This is a genomic window from Paraburkholderia sp. WC7.3g, from assembly GCF_050436345.1.
Taxonomy (GTDB): domain Bacteria; phylum Pseudomonadota; class Gammaproteobacteria; order Burkholderiales; family Burkholderiaceae; genus Paraburkholderia; species Paraburkholderia podalyriae.
Map to the genome: position 1 here is coordinate 2,806,413 of NZ_JBNDMA010000002.1, position 18,025 is coordinate 2,824,437.

Genomic DNA, 18,025 nt, shown 5'->3' on the forward strand with positions numbered 1-18,025 from the left:
CAATACCGAACAACATTGCTGAGGGAAGAAACCATGTCGCACACTTGGAAGCATGACCACGCGGCAGAACAGATCGACAGGCGCATCAAGGATGTCGAAGCGGTCGAGATTGTCGACTACGTCCGGGACACCGATCTTGAAAGCATCCCTACAGCCAAAGCCTACAAGGTTGACGGTGTGCATCTGTATGCGGACATTCTCAATCTCGAGGACATGCTTCACTGCACCGAAGTCGAAGGCGAAACCTGTCACAAGCGGACGCTGAGATTTCTCAACCAGCACTTTCGCGCCGTCGACCGCATCCTTGCGAGAACCGACGCGAAACGCGTGGACTTCCACAACCAGCGTCTGCACGCGCTCATTTCCAAACCGTACAACACCCAGCCCGGCGCGCCGGCCGCGCGGGTAAGGCGCGCCGTCGCGATCGCCCAGCTCGTTATCGATGTGCTGAAGGTCACCGGGGACAGTGACGAGCATATTCCAGCGGGCAAAGTCCGCGTTGGGATCGACAGTGGTCTCGCGCTCGCGGTCAATAACGGCCGGAATGGTTATCGCGAGCCACTTTTCCTCGGTGAACCAGCGAACCATGCAGCGAAGATCGCGAACGGGCCAGTTTCGGGCATCTTCCTGACCAATGCGGCGCGCGTAGCGATCGGCCTGGACACACTCGACGATCCGTCCAGAACGGCGCTAACCAGGGCGGAAATCGAAGCCTGCGAGAACAAAGCGGCCCTGGGCGTAACGGCGCAGACCATCGTTGGAGAATGGGAAAAGGACATGGAGAATAACCCCATTGGGGTCTTCCAGTTTACGCGCCACACACCGCCCTTCCGGACCATGGACATTGCGACCCTGACCCCAGGGAACTCATGCCGCCAGGAGGCGCTCTCGATCTATGCCGACATCGACGGCTTCACAAGATTCGTGAGTCGGCACATTGACGACAGCCCCGAAGATGTTGTCAAGGCACTGCACGTCATCCGTGCCGAACTTGAACGCGTGTTGACCGGCGACTTTGACGGGCGCCGGATCCGCTTCATCGGCGATTGCGTGCAGGGGATACTGTGCGAAGGTACGGCGCAGACGACTGACGCCCATGCAACCATCAGTACCGGGACGCTGTGTGCTGGTGCCCTGCGCAGCAGCTTCAACCTCGCCCTTGAGAAACTGCGCGACGCCGGTGTCGATACCGACGGTCTGGGACTCGCCATCGGATTTGAATACGGCTTCGTGGCCGTCAGCCGCCTTGGCCTCAAAGGTGACCGCGTCCGCTGCGCGGTGAGCCGCGGGGTGCTTGCGTCCGAGCACGAACAGACGCTGTGCAACGGGACGCAAACCGGAATCGGCAGGGCCGCCTACGACAACGCAACCCAGGCGGTTCGCGACCTCTTCGGCAAAGGCCGTCGTGTTAGCCGCTTCGACTTCAACGAGGCAACAGAAGCCCTGTCCAGCAGTGGCGACGACATTGCCAAAGCCGTCAGATCGGAGGCTATGAAACTGGCGGCACCCGCAGTGCCGAAATCGGTCGCTTTTGAGGTGCGGCCACATTGCGCGAAGCAATGACCGGTTCGACAGATCCACTGGGCCTGCTCACCAGCGAGGCTCAGAGTTTCGGCGCGACGGTCCGCTCGCGCGCAGACCCTGAAATGCAGTTTGACATTGCGTTGCGTCGTGCGGATGGCCGGGAGGTGCAATATCGCATTCTGGCCCGGAACAACGACGCAGTCGTGACCGCCCGTGAATGGGAACCCCGGCGGCTGCCCGCCTTCTGCCCAGAGCGGCACATCAATCACGACGGCACGTTCTGCATGTATTGGGCAAAGCGCCATCGCATCGAGGTAAATGACCGGAACGCTGCCATCGAATGGTGGAACACCCTGGTCGCGTTCCTGTCGCTCCAGGAGCGCGCGTCGAATCTGGGGCGTTGGCCCGACAAACGGGTCTGGGCTCACGGTGACGCTGCGCAATACCAGCATATGGCCACTGAATCGGCGATCCGTCTGGGTAACTTTTTTCCGGAAGCGCTTGCAGATGGGCGCCTCACCGTCGAGCTCTGCCGGGATATGCCGGGTCGCCGCAAGATGCTTCGGCTGCGGCTTGACGCCAGACATCTCTACTCCGTCCTGGTCGACGACCTCCGGGTAGCGAACGGGAAGCAGCCCTGCCTCTGTACGAACATGCCTCGCAGAAAACCGCTACGCGCGTGCAGCGACCACGCAAGCGCAGCCGCGCAACTCGCCTGCGCCCTGCATCTCTGGGACATCAAGGAACGCGAATTCTGGACGGAACTTGCCCACAAGCCATGCTGTGCCCAGATGGCCGGATGTCCGTTGCATAGCTGAAGTGCACATTCAGGGTGGTTCGGCGCGCATCAGACTGCATGGCGGCTGGTGGTTCGGCAATGCTCACCCAACAACCTCACAGACACCCCACGGCGTGTCGAGAATCGTCCCAGTTTCGACCGACGCACCTCCGACCGGCCTTGCCAGAAAAACAACACGGCCTGACCCGCCCTCGCGGACAAACGGGCCGATCGCCGTCACCTCGAGCTCTGCGTCATGGCACATGATGCGCGACCCAACCCGCGTGCTTGCCCGCCTGTTCACTGCGAGGCACGCAGTCTTGCCCGGAAAGCGTCGATCAGGTCCATTCATACTGCATCCAGCACGTGTGCCGGCAGATAGCGACCATGCCGTAACTCTCGAACAACATCCAGGTACCTTGGACACGCGTCCATCCGTCTCGACCTCCATTCGCTGATTTCCGGCATTTTATCGGCACATCCTCCCGGGCGCACAGCTGGCTTATCCGGCGAGACGCACGCGGCGCTGCGCTTCTATCCGCGTTCATATTCGGTCAACGGATGCTCCAAAGCCCGTCATGCATAACCATCCATACAGGCCGGACGCCTCCCGACGCTGACGCACCGGGACCGGGCTTTCGCGCTGCGCGTCGAGCCGCGTCCCGCGTCTCGCCCCTGTCGGGCATCAATCCCTGGCGCAGCAGTCAACCCCGCTCATCGTCTAGTTGGAGGCCTGCCCGGTCAACCCGAGGCACGGCGTGCACCTCGCTCCCAGGTTTCCGCCCTTGACCCGCGACCGTAGCCGATATCGGGCAGGCATCAAGGGGCGAGGGACCGTGTTGCCCGCACCCCTCCCTCGCCTTTCTCCTTGACGCCTGCCCGATATCGGCTCCTTGAGTCGCACGGGCGGAAACCTGGGAGCCTGGCGGCAGCAAAGCCAACCCCGGGTTCCACCGGGAGGTGTCCAGCGCTAACAGCAAGACATATCCCGCCGCCCGGTTCAGGTCCTCAACCCTTTGCTCTGGAGACTGTCATGCAACTCGCTTCTTCCTTCCGTTACGGCTCCCCGATGCTCCGCTCCGACTCGCCGCTGTCGGACGACCAGATCCGCCGTGTTGCCCCTTCCATCTTCGCGGACGGCAAGCATCAAAGCCGCTCCGAGCGCTACACCTACATCCCCACCATCGACGTGCTGCGCGGTCTGCGCAACGAAGGTTTCCAGCCCTTCATGGTCTGCCAGACCCGCGTACGCGATCAGGACAAGCGTGAATTCACCAAACATCTGATCCGCATGCGCCCTGCAAGCGAGATTACCGGCGAGGACGTCAACGAAATCATCCTCCTCAATTCGCATGACGGAAGCAGCGGGTTCCAGCTACTCGGCGGCGTCTATCGCTTCGTCTGCCAGAACGGCATGGTTGCGGGCGAAACCATCGGCGAGGTTCGCGTCCCGCACAGGGGCAACATCGTGCAGAACGTCATTAACGGCGCATTCGACGTGCTCGACGGCTTTGACCTGATCCGCGAACAGAAAGACGGCATGAAGGCCGTCACGCTCAACCGTGACGAGCAGCACGCGCTCGCGCGCTCCGCCCTCGCGCTGCGCTACGACCCGACCGACGCGAAAGCGCCCGCCCCGATCACCGAAAGCCAGCTTCTGAACGTGCGCCGCTTCGAGGACCGCCGTGATGACCTCTGGACGGTTTTTAACCGCATTCAGGAGTCGTTGACCAAGGGTGGCCTGCACGGACGCTCGCGCACCGGACGTTCCATGTCCACCCGCCCCGTCACCGGCATCGACCAGAACGTGAAACTGAACCGCGCGCTGTGGATGCTCGCGGACGCGATGCGCCAGATGAAGGCGTAAGCACGGCACGGGCGGCGGCCCATTGCCGCACGACTTCGGTTCATACCATCAGGATTCCTATCCGGGTCAGGCCTGATGGCAAGCCGCAACATTGTGACCCGGAACCTTCCTTTCTCTATCTGGAGTGAATCATGCAAGCCGAATTCAACACGCAAATGAACGACACCGCAAACGGCGCCGAAGCCCATACCCTTACAGACGCGACGGCCAACGCTGCGCCGCTGCTCGAAACCAGTTTCGGCAACGAGCAGCCGGTCGTGTCCGTGCCGTATTCCGCGCTGCGGCGCTCGCCGCTCAATGCCCGTACGAAACCGCTATCTGGCATTGACTCGCTCGCGACGAACATCAGGGCAAAAGGGCTGTTGCAGAACTTGATTGTTCACGAACTAAAGGGCTCGCGCGGCAAACATCGCAAGCTTGGCGTCTGTGCCGGTCAACGCCGACAGGCCGCACTCGACCTGCTATTCGAGCAGAAACACATCGCCGCCGATTATCCGGTGCCGGTGCGCATCGTCAGCGAAGGCGAAGCCCTTGCCATTTCACTGATCGAGAACAGCGAACGCGAAGGACTCGACCCGTTCGACGTGCTGCGCGCGTACCGGATGTTGGCCGAGGAGGGGCGCAGCGTCGATTACATCGCCGCGCTGTTCTCCGCGTCGCCGCTCACCGTCAAACGTCGCATGAAGCTGGCGAATGTGTCGCCAAAGCTGGTCGCGTTGCTGCGCGAGGACGCCATCACGCTCGACCAGCTTTCGGCGCTCTCGCTCGCCGATGATCACGAAACGCAGGAGCACATCTGGTTCGAAGCAAACGAGTGGCAACGCCAGCCCAACTATCTGCGGCAGGCGATCACACGTACCGAGATCGACGCGAGCCGCAGCCGCTTGGTGCGCTTCGTGGGGCTGGACGCCTATGAAGCAGCGGGAGGTTACGTGAGACGTGACCTCTTCAGTGACGACGAAAACGCGGGTTACATTGCCGCCCCCGAACTGCTGCAACGTCTCGCCGCCGCGAAGCTCGACGCCGCCGCCGAAGAAGTCTGCGTCGAAGGTTGGGGCTGGACCGAACAGCGTATCGAGCGCGACGTGTTCGAACTGAACCGCTACGGCAGACTGCAACCTGTGCAGCGCCCCTTCACCGACGACGAACTGCGGGAAATGGACGCGCTCACCGCACAGCAGGATGAACTGGCCGAAAAGTTCGAAGCATTGTCTGAGGACGATGAAAACGCGTACGAGGAAGCCGAACGGCTCGAAACCGAAATCGACAGGGTGAACGCGGCCATTTTCGCGCTCGAAAGCCGCGCGGAAACATGGGACGTGCAACAGATGGCCGAAGCGGGCGCATTCGTGATGGTCGGCCCGCAGGGCGAACTGATCATCGAGCGGGGTCTGGTGCGCCGTGAAAACAGCGCGGCACTGGATGCGGTGGGCGCGACCGTGACCGGCACGCCGGAAACTGAACGCGCATCCGGCCAGACGCATGAACCCGAAGCAAAGGAGAAGCCGATCCACAGCGCAAAGCTCTGTCAGCGCCTCACCGCGCACCGCGCCGCCGCTGTTCACGCGGAACTGATCGCGCAGCCGACCATCGCCCTCGCCGCCATCCTGCAACACCTGATTCCGGAAGTCTTTCCGGGGGGATATGGGAGGGGTTTCGCACCACATGCGCTGAAACTGTCCTGCACGAGCAACCACGACAGTCTGCTCGGCGCGGCGGACGACCTGCCCGTCAGCACCGCGTGGAGTCTCATCGAGGCGCAGCGCGAGCGGTGGGGACGCGAACTCCCTGCGCGCCGCGCGGACCTGCTGCCGTGGTTGATCGAACAGGACCCCGGCACGACCCTGCTCGACCTGCTCGCCTTCTGCGCCGGCGCGTTGCTTGACGGCGTCGCGGGTGACGAAAAACCTCACGCCATCAACGCACTCGCAAGTGCGCTGAACCTCGACATGACGCGATACTGGACGCCCACACGCGCCTCTTATTTCGATCACGTCAGCAAGGCGCGCATCACGGAGGTCGTCGCCAGCGCCGTGTCGCCGAAGGTGGCCGCCGACCTCGGCAAGATGAAGAAGACCGACGCGGCAGCCGCCGCTGAACTGCGGCTCGTGAAAGCCTCATGGCTCCCGGAAATCCTCACCGATCGCGAAGTCCCGGCCACGCCTTCGTGGGAAAGCCACGACGACGAGGATGAGGACGACAGCGACGATGCCAATACCGGGGACGGAGGGAACGACACGCCGGAAGCTGAGGACGGCGACACGGAACCGATTGCCGGGACCGGCACGGAACGCATCAACAACACACCTGCCGACGCGGAAGCCGCTCCCGGCGCCAGCAGTCCGCTGACGCCGTGGCCCTTCCCCACTGCGGATGGCATGAACGGCACGCAATCTGGCCCGCGCGCGGCCTGACCCTACGCCTCGCCTTGGCAACGGGGCGAGGCAGGCGACAGGCCCATACCCGCTGTCTGCTTCTCTGACGGAGAAAACCATCATGACCAACCGTATCCGCATGACCGTGCTCGCCACCAATGCCGAAGGATCGCCCGACCTCTACCTGACGTTCGTCGAGGTGACCGCCCTGCAATACAACGAGGGGCAGCACTACGACATGGCGCTCGCCCGCGCCGAAGATGAAGGCTACCGTCCACCGATGATTGCCTTCGACCAGAACGACGCGGCAGCAGGCATGCTCCGCCACGCCACCGCGTTCATGGAAGGCGAGACCGATGGAGCGTAGGCCGTGCGGGCGGACGGCGAACCGTCTGCCCGCACAGAATGGCTGCTCGCCCACCAACCTGCCAGCCCTCCAAAGCCACCCGCCAGCATCATCACAACCAGCCCGCCAATTGCCAGCCCGTAACACACCCTCACAAACCGCCGTGCGGCAACCCGTTCATACAACGCCACTGCGGCATCGAGCCGTTGCCGCTGATCGCGTGCCGCGACAGCTATCGCACCCACGAGCCGGTTGCCTGCTGCATAGGCAATCCGGTTCGCGGCCCGTTCCGACAGCAACGTCAACGCCTCGCTGTTCAGTTCCGCGAGCGCGGCCCGATAGCGCGTTTCGTGCTCGCTGATCATCTGCTCCGCCAGTTCAATCGTCGCCTTGCAGCGCGCGAGCGCGTCGCGATGCTGCGCCATCAGCGCATCCACCGCCGCGCCCGTCTCGGCCCGTACCGCATCGAGACTGCCTGCGCCCGCCTGCCGGATGCGTTCCGGCATCGCCTCATAGAGTCGCCCGTAGTATTCGAGCATGACCAGCACAGACCACAGCGCATCGTTATCGCGCAGGTTCAGCGCTCCCGACACCCGCCGCATCCGCAAGATACTGGCGTCGTCGGGTAATTCACCCGTGACGTCGAGAAACATGCGGGCAAGTGCGTCCGGCGGCCTGCCTCGCCTGTTACCCATCGACCGTCACCCTGTCAAACATCGTTCCGCACAGCGCGCGCCATCGCAGCAGCTCCGCCCGTTCGCCGATATGCATCGTCGCGACAGCCTTGCGTATCGACAGACGCTGACCACGAAGTTCGTCGGCAACCCGATCCGCGAGTTCGGGAAAATCAAGCGACTTTCCCTTAGTCTCGATGGTTTTACGAAGCTCCGAGGTCTGATATAGCGTGAACTTGTCCGGCGTGCCGAAGTACCCGTTGCGTACGACGTGTGTTACCGCATCGGGGAAGGTCCGGCTGAAACCATGCAGCAGTTCCAGACTGTCGCGCTGCCGGTTAATCACCCACAGGACGACGAGTCGGCGTTGAAGATCACCCAGCGTACCGGCCAGCATCGCACCAAATCGCGCAACACCCGCCTGGTTGCGCGCCGCCGTGTTGACGATCACCGCCGCGTCACGATGTCCATCGCAGAAGTTGACGAGACCAATCCAGCCGTCTGCATCATCCAGACTATAGGCAACGCAATGAATCTCGTCCTGCACCGCTTTCATGACGTCTGGATTTGAGGTGTCGGTTTCAACCAGCGCGGCATGGATATCCTGACGCTGGAGATAATCGGCCAGCGCAAGCGATACAAAGCTCTTGCCCACACCGCCCTTACTGCCACCAACCAGATAAATCGGGGGAATCGTCGTGTCCATTTGAGCCCTCTACAAGTTTTCAACATCGGGCGTGATCTCGAACGAGAACGCGTCCCGAATCACCATTGACCCCTGCTGACTGACTGCTCTTCCCCCATCCTGCGTTTTCCAGGCAGGCTTGCTGCTGGAATCTGATAACCGTTCCCGACCACCCTTCTTCGCGCGCGTTGCCGTTGTCGCTCCCGGCACTGCGGTCGCTTCCGCCTGCATAGGGCGATTCTCTTTCGCCGCGCGCTGCATCGCGTATCTCAACGTGCTTGCGCTGATTTCGACGCCCTCCTGGGCAAGCTGATAAACGATCTCCTCCAGCGTGTACCCCTTCTTCTGGGCGCTGCTGATCTGGGCCTGCATCGACCTGATTGCATCCCGGACATTGACGCGATGCTCATGCGCAGGCTTTACCGGCAGCGTATCGAGACGGCGCGAGGCGGCGTCCCATTGCGCCTGGGTAAAGCTCTTCACCATCGGCATGATTCGCTCCGGTATTCGGCCTGAATGCCATCTTGCAAACGGCTCCCGGTGATCGTCAAGACCCGGAATCAGGCCTGAAGCAAGGTACGGGAACACGGCGGAATACAGAGGAACTGACCAGAACAGGAGACTTTTTTGCGTCGTTGTGCACGGGCAACACGCAGGGATTCGCGCGAGAAGGCACAACCGTCCAGGCTAACCAGTGGTAGCAATCAATGGTTGCGCGCCGATACAGTTTTGACTGACAGGAACATTGCTCACCGTAGAAATCACGGTCGCGCACGTTGCGCCGGGCAATCGCAGGATTCGATTTAATCCGCTTCGTTACACGGGTTTTTCCTGCGCTGCTCGTCAACACCCAGCATCTTCAAGTTGCAGAAGGGGCTGCTTTCTTGCGTAGGAATCCAACAGGTCATTTGAATTTTGCTGCGCGAAACACCGAGCCCTGCGTTCTCCATATTGCGCCAGCACCTACGATTTCTTTCGTCAACCTCACCAGTCAATTTGCGCGAGTAGAGAAATCTACCCGTACGATGCCACGCGCCTTCCCTCGCGAGTCGCTCAATTTGTTGTGTGCTCCAGATGGTTTTTCTACGGCAGAGGATCGCTTTTCTTGCGCTGGACAATCGTTCTTCTTGCGCGGCAGCGGCTACCTCGCTCACGGGATCTGCGGATGACAACATGAACAACGGAAAAACAAGGGATGGCAGGATAGGCTTGCGCCGGTTTTGGGCGCCCAAGGGGTCAACGCTTGAATTCCAGAGGGTCGTCCGCGCCGCCTCCGCATCGTCATAGTGGTCGTGCGCGTCGTATTCGTCGCCGACGCACTGAACTGGATGTCCAACACTGGGCCTACACGGAACACGACAATCTCATGTTGCAGCTACAAATCAAATTTTGCTCATTCCTTTCATTCAAATTGTGGAGGCACCTCAATCAAAGCGCATCACCGACCGGGGCGTCCCATTCTGCGTTTCAACGCAACACGCGTCACCTCCATCCTTCAAGCCTTAGTGTTGCCCGCACAAGGCGTTGCTCCTCCTGCTCAATTTCATGCAGGCTTTTGCGCACGCCGTTGATGTGATCTGCAGCAGCCCGATACGCCTGCTCGGGCAGCCTACCCGTCACGGCGTTGTAAAGACGCGCGTGCTGCCGGTCGATGAGCTTGCGATGTGGCTGACGATGGTAAAGGTTGTTCACCGACGCGAAAACTGAACTCAGCAGCAGTTCCGTCAGCGAACGCAGCGTGTGCACCAGCACCGGGTTATGCGACGCCTCGCAGATCGCTAGGTGAAATGCATGATCGAGGCGCGCGTGCGTGGCCGGATCGGTTTCGGCATCGTGCGCGGCGAGCATTTCTTCGTAGCGGCGCGTGATCATCATGCAGTCGACGGGGGTGCCGCGCAATGCGGCGAGCCGCGCCGATTCCGCTTCGAGCATGCCGCGCACTTCGAACAGATCGTAGAGCGTGCGCGGCTGCGAAGCGAGCAGATGCATCAGCGGCGACTGCGGCGGCTGTGAAGTCAGATTAGCGACGAACGAGCCCTTGCCGTGCGCCGTTTCGATGATGCCGCGCGCGCGCAGCAGCTTCAGCCCTTCGCGTAGCGCCGTTCGCGATACGCCAAGCTTGTCCGTGAGGCGCCGCTCGGACGGCAGCGCCTGCCCCGACCTTAAAACACCATCGACGATCAGGCGCTCGATGCGCTCCGCGACTACATCGGCGATCTTGCGATCGGGCTCTCTTCCTTCACTTCCCGTGTGTGAAATCACTGGTAATACCACTTGAAATGGGCGGGCTTCGCGTTGTGGTCATGATATCGCCATTTACGTCACTGCACGTGCCTCTAGCCCGATTCAGCAGCAATCGGCGCATGAAAGAAACTGGTATTACCACCTATTCCGTCTATCGACAGGCAAAGATGAAACGGGAACAATCGGCACCTACACGGATAAGCGGCGCGAAAAACACAACCGCGCGCCCACGGAGACACCCCATGAGCTACGCCTACGACGAACGGATCGACGGCCCCCTTCCCTCGCACGACAAAGCCACGCTGGTCGCCGAGCTTCAGCAGTTCGTGCCTTCGATGCAACTGCTGCACGACAGGGAAGACCTGCGCCCATTCGAATGCGACGGCCTCTCCGCGTATCGCACGACGCCGATGATGGTCGCGCTGCCCGACTCGATCGAGCAGGTGCAGGCGCTGTTGAAATTCGCGGCCGCGCGCAAGGTGCCCATGATCGCGCGTGGCGCAGGCACGGGGCTATCAGGCGGCGCGCTGCCGCTCGAACAGGGCATCCTGCTCGTGATGGCGCGCTTCAACCAGATTCTGCACATCGATCCGGAAGCATCGATTGCTCGCGTGCAGCCCGGCGTGCGCAATCTCGCGATCTCGCAGGCGGCTGCCGTTCACGGTCTCTACTACGCGCCCGATCCATCGTCGCAGATCGCGTGCTCGATCGGCGGCAATGTCGCCGAGAACGCCGGCGGCGTGCATTGCCTGAAGTACGGCCTGACCGTGCACAACATCCTGAAGCTCGAAGTGCTGACCATCGACGGCGAGCGGCTGACGATCGGCTCCGAAGCGCTCGACTCGCCCGGGTTCGATCTGCTCGCGCTGTTGACGGGTTCCGAAGGCATGCTCGGTATCGTCACGGAAGTCACGGTGAAGCTGTTGACGAAGCCGCAAAGCGCGAAGGTGCTGCTCGCTAGCTTCGACGATGTCGAGAAGGCTGGCGATGCCGTCGCGCAAATCATCGGCGCGGGTGTGATTCCGGGCGGCCTCGAAATGATGGACAATCTCGCGATCCGCGCCGCCGAAGATTTCATCCACGCGGGTTATCCCGTCAACGCCGAAGCGATCCTGCTGTGCGAGCTCGATGGCGCGGAATCCGACGTGCAGGAAGACTGCGATCGCGTCGGCGAGTTGCTGCGCGAAGCGGGCGCCACCGACATCCGCATCGCGAAGGATGAAGCCGAACGCCAGCGCTTCTGGGCAGGCCGCAAGAACGCGTTTCCGGCTGTCGGCCGCATCTCGCCAGACTACTACTGCATGGACGGTACGATTCCGCGCCGCGAACTCGCGCGTGTGCTGCGCGGCATCACGGATCTGTCGAATGAATATGGCCTGCGCGTCGCGAACGTCTTCCATGCCGGCGACGGCAACATGCATCCACTGATTCTCTTCGACGCCAACGCGCCCGGTGAAATGGAACGCGCCGAAACGCTCGGCGCGAAGATTCTCGAACTATGTGTCGAAGTGGGCGGCAGCATCACGGGCGAGCACGGCGTAGGTCGGGAGAAGATCAATCAGATGTGCGTGCAGTTCAGCAGCGAGGAACTCACGCTGTTCCATTCGCTGAAGGCCGCCTTCGATCCCGACGGCTTGCTCAATCCCGGCAAGAACATTCCCACACTGCATCGCTGCGCCGAACACGGCGCGATGCATATTCATCGCGGCAAGCTGCCGTTTCCCGAGCTGGAGCGCTTCTGATGCGACGCGAATTCGATTCGATGGACGATAGCGCGCGCCTCGTCGCACAGGTGCAGCGAGCGATTGCCAAACACGCGCCGTTGCGCATTCGCGGCAGCGACAGCAAGCGTTTTATCGGCCGCGACGTGCGCGGCGAGGAACTCGACACGCGCTCGCATCGCGGCATCGTCGCGTATGACCCGACAGAACTCGTGATCACCGCGCGCGCCGGAACGCCGCTCGTCGAACTGAACGCAGTGCTCGACGACGCCGATCAGATGCTGCCGTGCGAGCCGCCTCTATTCGATGGCAACGGAACGCTAGGCGGCGCGGTCGCGACTGGCCTTTCCGGTCCGCGCCGCCCGTGGTCAGGCTCGATGCGCGACTTCGTGCTCGGCTGCCGCGTGATCACGGGCGACGGCGATCATCTGCGATTCGGCGGCCAGGTGATGAAGAACGTCGCCGGCTACGACATGTCGCGTTTGCTCGCGGGCAGCTTTGGGACGCTTGGCGTGTTGACAGAAGTGTCGCTGAAAGTGCTACCGAAACCACGCGAGTGCCGCAGCTTCGCGCTCTCGCTCGGTGCCGACGAAGCGATGCGAGAACTGTCCGCATGGCGCAAGGCCGCGTTGCCCGTGAACGGCGCCTGTTATGTCGGCAGCAAGCTCTACGTGCGGCTCGAAGGCGGAGGCGGATCGGTGAAGTCGGCCGTGGAGCGGATCCGCGGCGAAGAGATCGACTGCGCGTTCTGGGATGTTCTTCGCGATCATCGGCTGCCGTTCTTCGCCGACATGCGTCCGTTATGGCGTCTATCGCTGCCGAATGCGACGCCCCTGATGCCGTTGCCCGGCGATGTCGTGCTCGACTGGGCAGGCGCGCAGCGCTGGCTCAAGAGCGAGGCATCCGCCGCTGAAATTCGCCGACTCGCGCACGCGGCGGGCGGTCACGCGACGTGCTTCACGCCGTCGCCCGAGCGCGAGCCGTTCCAGCCGCTCGCCGCGCCGCTGCTGCGCTATCAGCAGCAACTCAAACGACGCCTCGATCCGAATGGCGTGCTGAACCCCGGCCGACTATACGCCGGTCTCTGAAGCGAGCGCGATCATGCAAACGAATCTCGACTCCCACGCGAAAGCCCTGCCCAATGCCGAGGAAGCGGAAAGCATCCTGCGCTCATGCGTGCATTGCGGCTTCTGCAATGCGACGTGTCCGACGTATCAACTGCTCGGCAACGAACTCGACGGACCGCGCGGGCGCATCTATCTGATCAAGCAACTGCTCGAAGGCGAGCCAGCCAGCGAGAAGACGCAACTGCATCTGGACCGCTGCCTCACGTGCCGCAATTGCGAAACGACGTGTCCGTCGGGCGTCACGTATCACCGCTTGCTTGACATCGGACGTGCCGAGCTCGAGCGCCGGGTCGAGCGGCCCATCGGCGAGCGGCTGACGCGCAAGGGCTTGCGCACGGTGATTTCACGTCCCGCTGTGTTCGATGCGCTGCTCAAGACAGGTCGCGCGGTGCGGCCGCTGTTGCCCGCGAGTGTGCAGGCGAAGGTTCCTGCACGTTCCGTCGTGCCTGCGAAACCGCGCCCTGCTCCACGTCACGCGCGGCGCGTATTGATGCTCGAAGGCTGCGTGCAGCCATCGCTGTCGCCGAATACGAACGCGGCAGCGGCGCGGGTGCTTGACCGGCTCGGCATCAGCGTGACACCGGCACGCGAGGCCGGCTGCTGCGGTGCCACCGACTATCACCTGAACGCGCAGGACGCGGGCCTCGATCGCGCGCGCCGCAATATCAATGCATGGTGGACCTCCGTCGAAGCCGGCGTCGAAGCGATCGTGCAGACAGCGAGCGGCTGCGGCGCGTTCGTGAAGGAATACGGGCACCTGTTGTTGCGCAACGATCCGCTTTACGCGACGAAGGCAGCACGCGTGAGCGCACTCGCGCGCGATCTCGTCGAAGTGCTGGCGACCGAACCACTCGACGCGTTGCAGCCCGCCGCCGACGTGATTGCGATGCGCGTCGCGTTCCACTGCCCTTGCACGCTGCAGCATGCGCAAAAGCTTGGGGGCGCGGTGGAGAGCGTGCTGACCCGGCTGGGGTTCGATCTTTCTGCCGTGCCCGACGCGCATCTGTGCTGCGGCTCGGCGGGAACGTATTCGATCACGCAGCCCGAGCTTGCGCAGAAGTTGCGCGACAAGAAGATGGCCGCGCTCGAAAGCGGACAGCCGGGCATCATCGCGACGGCGAACATCGGTTGCCAGATGCATCTGGATCGCGCGGGCAGGACGCGCGTGCGTCACTGGATCGAACTGGTCGAAGAAGCGCTGGGGGTCGCAAACACCCGAGTGCACGCGCGACCAGGGAAAGAGTTGACACAGTCGGCCCTGAACAATTCGTTTCCATGTCAGTAGCATCACACCATCGCGTCGGCGGCGCTGTTGCACTCGAGAAAAGCGGCGAGAACGAAGGCGCAAAGAAGCCGCAGCTTCCTGAGGATCATCCGGAGGTTGTAGCCAGCGCCGCACAACACCGCGTGCATCGCATCACCGAGCGCGCCTTTGAGCCAGTCGCGATCGGGTTTTCCGTCTGCCTTCATGTGGCCGATGGCTGGCTCGATTGCATTGCGCCGTCTGATCATCGCGCGTAATCCGCGTGTGACGCCCCGCCGCAAGCCCGGGTGGTAGATCTTCACGTCGTCGACCGCGACGCCCTTGTAGCCACGTCGACAATGGCGATTTCCGGCGTGGCATCACACAGGATTGTGGCCTGCTCCAGCGCCTCAGCAAGCGTGTGACCGTCGTACGGATTGCCTGGCGTCGAGCGCATGCCAACTACCAGGCCTTCCTTGTGGGTCGTCGTGATCGACACCTTCACACCGAATTCGTACGGTGTGCCGGTTTTGCCTTTCGCCAGACATTCAACTTCCGGTGCGTGCAGCGCATAGAGCTTGTTTTTGTCCTTCGGCTTCTGCGACAGGATCCGCTTCGTGCGGTCCACCAGCTTTTGCAAGGCTGCGCGGTATGAACCTGCTACCTGAGCGACCTGTCGCTCCACATCACGCATCACCCGTCCAACGCGTGAGCGCAACGTGCGCAGTACTTTCCTCATGCGCTTGTACTGCTGCGCGTGAGCGTAGCGGCCAATCTGAAGCCCCCGCCGGGGCGCCTCGCGGTTGTAGTTCTGCCGCAGTTTCAGGCCATGCCGCGCGGCCGCCTTCACCAGATGTTCGCGACACCGCTCGAGCAGACGCGAATCGGTTGGATGGACAATCGCCTTTTCCATGATCGTCGTGTCCACAATCACGCGCTTCACGCTCGAAGCCTTGATCAAGCCGGCACGTTTGGCTGCTTCCTGCTAGCCTTGATGGACCGATACAGTGCATGGAGCGCGAGGAGTTCGAGATGATTGCGGTGGGGCGTGCGTTGCTCGGCGATCCGCGTTGGGTGGCCAAAGTGCACGCTAGTGATCGCTATGGGTTGACGAGTTTCAACCCAGAGGTGTTGGCTGAGTTAGTTTGAATAAGCCCGATGCCACAAAGTCCAGTTTGCCCGCGATAAAGAATTGCACGGTTCGGATGGTTTCGAAGTGCATGTAGCTGCGTGCCTTGCGTTGGGTGGCTCGAGCAGACGCTTGATGGCTTCGACGAAGCCATTGCTCTGGCGGGGTTGAGTCCGGGCAACGTATTCAACTTCCATCGAGCGCGTGATGACCAAGATGCACGGCCAATTTTTCCTGTAACAGTTGCGCGATCAGGGCCAGTTGTGGGCCTATCTCGCGCTCTAGGCGCACGCGCGGGATCCGCGAAGTGCGGCCTATGCACGAGAGCACCCAAGGCGGGCGCCCCGGAATGAGAATCGGCGTACTCGCCGAACTTAGTTCCGGCACCCATTCGCCGGGCGAAATGCAAAACCCGATATGATGCACTTGGGAGATTTTTTCCGCGATGCGCCGTCGCTGGGCAGTCCAGTCACGCCCTGCCCTGCGCGCCAACGTTTCCTGCAAATAAGCGCGCTCTTGCTCCGGCAGCGCCGCCAACAACGCTGCCCCCGCGACCGAGGCGGCGAGGCTCATCCGCGTGCCGGGCATCATGTCCAGCGCGAGCATCGCATGGCCCCCCAAAAAACTCTCCACGACCACCACGTCGAGTCTATCGCGCTTGCCCAGCGTCACATAGGTATCTGTAGTTTCAGCGAACCTGCGCATTTCCTCACCGGCCACACTCTGTATTTCGCCGTCCGCAATAGCCCCGTACCCTAATCCCAGTGCAGCTGCCGCCAAGCGGTATTTGCGCCGTGCAGCATCATGTTGCACATAACCGAGCGCCGTCAGGGAGCGCAGTAGGCGCGAGACAGTCGGAGGCGCTAGACCGGTTAGCAGCGCGATCTCCTTGTTGCCTTTCCAAAGCTGTTCCCGCCCGACGGCCGCCAAAACCGCCAGACCCCGCGCCAGCGGCAAAACCATCGTGTCGCTATCGCCTTCCCGCGCATGTTGCGGCGGCCTCGGCCCGGAATCGCCCGTTTTGAAATGGCTGTGGTGGCCTCTTGGCCGCACGGCGAAAGATGGATGCCCCATTGGATCTCCTAACTTCTGCTTTGTCTCATAGATCAAGTTTGTGCCAGCCTCCGCACCGTGAGCGAGTCGGGTAAGACCGTGCGGAGGCAGCCGGTGCTTTTCGCCGCAAAGCGAAGCCAAGGGACTCCTCCCGACCGAAAGTTGACGCGCAGTTTAGGGGCGGGTTGGCCGTCCTATTGATGTCTTTCGTAGAGCGACATCATTACCTCTATTAAGTCGACGTTGCCCGCTGCCGAAAAGGAGAAAGCACGATCTTTTCCGTACTTTGAATGGAGTTTTCTGCACAAACGGTGGGCAGCGGATGGCGTATACTTTTAGACGCTGACACCCGTTGCAGCCCGTTGTTCTATCCGGATTTCCTTCCGGCGCACCAATCAGCCGTGTACGTCCCGCGCAGCGTGGATCGCATTGACGAACCAGGAAGAGCGATGTCTGATTCCCCTATACCCGCCACTATGACGCTGAAGCGCGGGTTGGATTTGCTGCGCGCCTTCCGCGCCGAGAGGACGCCGCTTACCAACGCTGAACTCGTGCGACGCACGGGCCTATCGCGCTCTAGTGTGTCACGCCTCACGATTACGTTGGTTAAACTAGGCTACTTACGCCGCGTCTCGGGGGGGCGGGCACTCGAGTTATCGGTTGGCGGCTTGAGCATCGGCACCGATTATGCGAGAAGTAACCCCGTCACGCAGCGCGTCCATCCATTCATGCAACGCCTTGCCGATCGGCTCAACGTGACCGTGGCACTTGCAGTGCCCGACAGACTCGATATGCTCTATATCGCCTGCCGCACCAGCGCGCAGATCTCCACGCTGCGGCTCGAAGTAGGCTCGTTGCTTCCCATGGGGCGTACAGCAATCGGGAGAGCTTGGCTCTGGGCGTTGCCCGCATCCGAACGACGACGCTACATGCAGGCCCTGTTAGAGGCCGCCGGTCCGGAGGCTGATGACCTGTGGCAGCGAATCAAACGAGACTTTGACCAGATAGATTCCACCGGCGCGTGCATCACCGTGGGTGAATATCAGCGCAATGCCTACGGCATCGCACTGCCAGTGCGAGTTGGACGGTCCGAGACGCTGATGGCGATGAGTTGTGGCGGGGCAGGACTGGCGTTGGACATTGCGGCGATCCGCAACTGCATTGCGCCGGAACTCAAGAGCGCCGCCCGGGAAATAACGACGCTACTGCGCAATGTGGATGCAGAGCCCTGACCTGCCGTTTTATACGCGGCTCCGCTG

16 protein-coding genes and 2 pseudogenes are annotated in these 18,025 nt (G+C 61.9%); 11 read left to right on the top strand and 7 right to left on the bottom strand.

What is annotated here, in order from left to right; translation table 11 throughout:
• Positions 1-33 precede the first annotated feature (33 nt).
• The 5 genes from OKW43_RS24295 to OKW43_RS24315 all read left to right on the top strand — a co-directional run bounded on the left by OKW43_RS24295 (position 34) and on the right by OKW43_RS24315 (position 6,911).
• The gene (locus OKW43_RS24295; RefSeq protein ID WP_187633056.1) at positions 34-1,563 is read left to right on the top strand and encodes an adenylate/guanylate cyclase domain-containing protein; all 1,530 of its coding nucleotides are present in this window, start codon (positions 34-36) and stop codon (positions 1,561-1,563) included.
• A complete protein-coding gene (locus OKW43_RS24300) occupies positions 1,560-2,342 on the top strand; it encodes an E2 domain-containing protein (RefSeq protein WP_187633057.1) in 783 nt (260 codons plus the stop codon). Before OKW43_RS24295 ends, OKW43_RS24300 begins: the two co-directional genes overlap by 4 nt.
• A gap of 993 nt (positions 2,343-3,335) precedes the next feature.
• Positions 3,336-4,169 carry a DUF932 domain-containing protein gene (locus tag OKW43_RS24305; RefSeq protein ID WP_187633058.1) on the top strand — a complete coding sequence of 278 codons (834 nt, stop codon included), beginning with the start codon at positions 3,336-3,338 and terminating at the stop codon, positions 4,167-4,169.
• Positions 4,170-4,300: 131 nt separating this feature from the next.
• Complete coding sequence (locus OKW43_RS24310) at positions 4,301-6,583, top strand: ParB/RepB/Spo0J family partition protein (protein WP_246529956.1); 2,283 nt, start codon at positions 4,301-4,303, stop codon at positions 6,581-6,583.
• Positions 6,584-6,665: 82 nt separating this feature from the next.
• On the top strand, positions 6,666-6,911 hold the full coding sequence (locus OKW43_RS24315; RefSeq protein ID WP_187633059.1) for a hypothetical protein: 246 nt from the start codon (positions 6,666-6,668) through the stop codon (positions 6,909-6,911).
• On the opposite strand, the gene OKW43_RS24320 is transcribed toward OKW43_RS24315, so the two are convergent.
• The 5 genes from OKW43_RS24320 to glcC form a co-directional block, all read right to left on the bottom strand.
• Positions 6,812-7,585, bottom strand: coding sequence for a hypothetical protein (locus OKW43_RS24320; protein ID WP_187633060.1), 774 nt, complete (start codon positions 7,583-7,585; stop codon positions 6,812-6,814). The genes OKW43_RS24315 and OKW43_RS24320 overlap by 100 nt on opposite strands.
• Entirely contained in the window at positions 7,578-8,270 is a 693-nt protein-coding gene (locus tag OKW43_RS24325; protein ID WP_187633061.1) for a P-loop NTPase, read from the bottom strand. The genes OKW43_RS24320 and OKW43_RS24325 overlap by 8 nt, the downstream gene beginning before the upstream one ends.
• Positions 8,271-8,279: 9 nt before the next feature.
• Positions 8,280-8,741, bottom strand: a complete 462-nt coding sequence (locus OKW43_RS24330) for a hypothetical protein (protein ID WP_187633062.1) — start codon at positions 8,739-8,741, stop codon at positions 8,280-8,282.
• Between the two features lie 311 nt (positions 8,742-9,052).
• Positions 9,053-9,403: a hypothetical protein gene (locus OKW43_RS24335; RefSeq protein ID WP_429450340.1), complete on the bottom strand. Its 351-nt coding sequence runs from the start codon at positions 9,401-9,403 to the stop codon at positions 9,053-9,055.
• A gap of 328 nt (positions 9,404-9,731) precedes the next feature.
• Positions 9,732-10,508, bottom strand: coding sequence for a transcriptional regulator GlcC (glcC, locus tag OKW43_RS24340; protein WP_312892490.1), 777 nt, complete (start codon positions 10,506-10,508; stop codon positions 9,732-9,734).
• Between the two features lie 227 nt (positions 10,509-10,735).
• On the opposite strand from glcC, the gene glcD reads away from it, so the two are divergent.
• Genes glcD through glcF form a run of 3 tightly spaced genes read left to right on the top strand, consistent with a single transcriptional unit; the run spans position 10,736 to position 14,626 of the window.
• Positions 10,736-12,235 carry a glycolate oxidase subunit GlcD gene (glcD, locus tag OKW43_RS24345; RefSeq protein WP_187633064.1) on the top strand — a complete coding sequence of 500 codons (1,500 nt, stop codon included), beginning with the start codon at positions 10,736-10,738 and terminating at the stop codon, positions 12,233-12,235.
• A complete protein-coding gene (gene glcE / locus OKW43_RS24350; RefSeq protein ID WP_187633065.1) occupies positions 12,235-13,302 on the top strand; it encodes a glycolate oxidase subunit GlcE in 1,068 nt (355 codons plus the stop codon). Before glcD ends, glcE begins: the two co-directional genes overlap by 1 nt.
• Before the next feature lie 13 nt (positions 13,303-13,315).
• Positions 13,316-14,626, top strand: a complete 1,311-nt coding sequence (glcF, locus tag OKW43_RS24355) for a glycolate oxidase subunit GlcF (protein WP_429450342.1) — start codon at positions 13,316-13,318, stop codon at positions 14,624-14,626.
• A gap of 2 nt (positions 14,627-14,628) precedes the next feature.
• Here glcF and OKW43_RS24360 read toward each other — a convergent pair.
• Positions 14,629-15,566 (bottom strand): annotated as a pseudogene (locus OKW43_RS24360) (IS5 family transposase); the annotation flags it as partial.
• Positions 15,567-15,595: 29 nt separating this feature from the next.
• Here OKW43_RS24360 and OKW43_RS24365 point away from each other — a divergent pair.
• Positions 15,596-15,733 (top strand): hypothetical protein, encoded by a 138-nt coding sequence (locus tag OKW43_RS24365; protein WP_187633066.1) that lies wholly within the window; start codon positions 15,596-15,598, stop codon positions 15,731-15,733.
• A gap of 166 nt (positions 15,734-15,899) precedes the next feature.
• Here the strand turns inward: OKW43_RS24365 and OKW43_RS24370 are convergent, their stop codons facing one another.
• Entirely contained in the window at positions 15,900-16,787 is an 888-nt protein-coding gene (locus OKW43_RS24370) for an IclR family transcriptional regulator (protein WP_187633067.1), read from the bottom strand.
• A gap of 455 nt (positions 16,788-17,242) precedes the next feature.
• Between OKW43_RS24370 and OKW43_RS24375 the strand changes: the two are divergent.
• A pseudogene (locus OKW43_RS24375) lies at positions 17,243-17,389 on the top strand (helix-turn-helix domain-containing protein); the annotation flags it as partial.
• 45 nt (positions 17,390-17,434) lie between these two features.
• On the top strand, positions 17,435-17,998 hold the full coding sequence (locus tag OKW43_RS24380) for an IclR family transcriptional regulator (protein ID WP_312892491.1): 564 nt from the start codon (positions 17,435-17,437) through the stop codon (positions 17,996-17,998).
• Positions 17,999-18,025 lie beyond the last annotated feature (27 nt).

Excerpts from the sequence above, each read along its gene's own strand:
- OKW43_RS24295 (WP_187633056.1), top strand. The coding sequence starts at position 34 with ATGTCGCACACTTGGAAGCATGACCACGCGGCAGAACAGATCGACAGG.
- OKW43_RS24365 (WP_187633066.1), top strand. The coding sequence starts at position 15,596 with ATGGAGCGCGAGGAGTTCGAGATGATTGCGGTGGGGCGTGCGTTGCTC.
- glcD (WP_187633064.1), top strand. The coding sequence starts at position 10,736 with ATGAGCTACGCCTACGACGAACGGATCGACGGCCCCCTTCCCTCGCAC.
- OKW43_RS24315 (WP_187633059.1), top strand. The coding sequence starts at position 6,666 with ATGACCAACCGTATCCGCATGACCGTGCTCGCCACCAATGCCGAAGGA.
- OKW43_RS24310 (WP_246529956.1), top strand. The coding sequence starts at position 4,301 with ATGCAAGCCGAATTCAACACGCAAATGAACGACACCGCAAACGGCGCC.
- OKW43_RS24320 (WP_187633060.1), bottom strand. The coding sequence starts at position 7,585 with ATGGGTAACAGGCGAGGCAGGCCGCCGGACGCACTTGCCCGCATGTTT.
- OKW43_RS24370 (WP_187633067.1), bottom strand. The coding sequence starts at position 16,787 with ATGGGGCATCCATCTTTCGCCGTGCGGCCAAGAGGCCACCACAGCCAT.
- OKW43_RS24330 (WP_187633062.1), bottom strand. The coding sequence starts at position 8,741 with ATGCCGATGGTGAAGAGCTTTACCCAGGCGCAATGGGACGCCGCCTCG.
- glcF (WP_429450342.1), top strand. The coding sequence starts at position 13,316 with ATGCAAACGAATCTCGACTCCCACGCGAAAGCCCTGCCCAATGCCGAG.
- OKW43_RS24325 (WP_187633061.1), bottom strand. The coding sequence starts at position 8,270 with ATGGACACGACGATTCCCCCGATTTATCTGGTTGGTGGCAGTAAGGGC.
- OKW43_RS24300 (WP_187633057.1), top strand. The coding sequence starts at position 1,560 with ATGACCGGTTCGACAGATCCACTGGGCCTGCTCACCAGCGAGGCTCAG.
- glcE (WP_187633065.1), top strand. The coding sequence starts at position 12,235 with ATGCGACGCGAATTCGATTCGATGGACGATAGCGCGCGCCTCGTCGCA.
- OKW43_RS24305 (WP_187633058.1), top strand. The coding sequence starts at position 3,336 with ATGCAACTCGCTTCTTCCTTCCGTTACGGCTCCCCGATGCTCCGCTCC.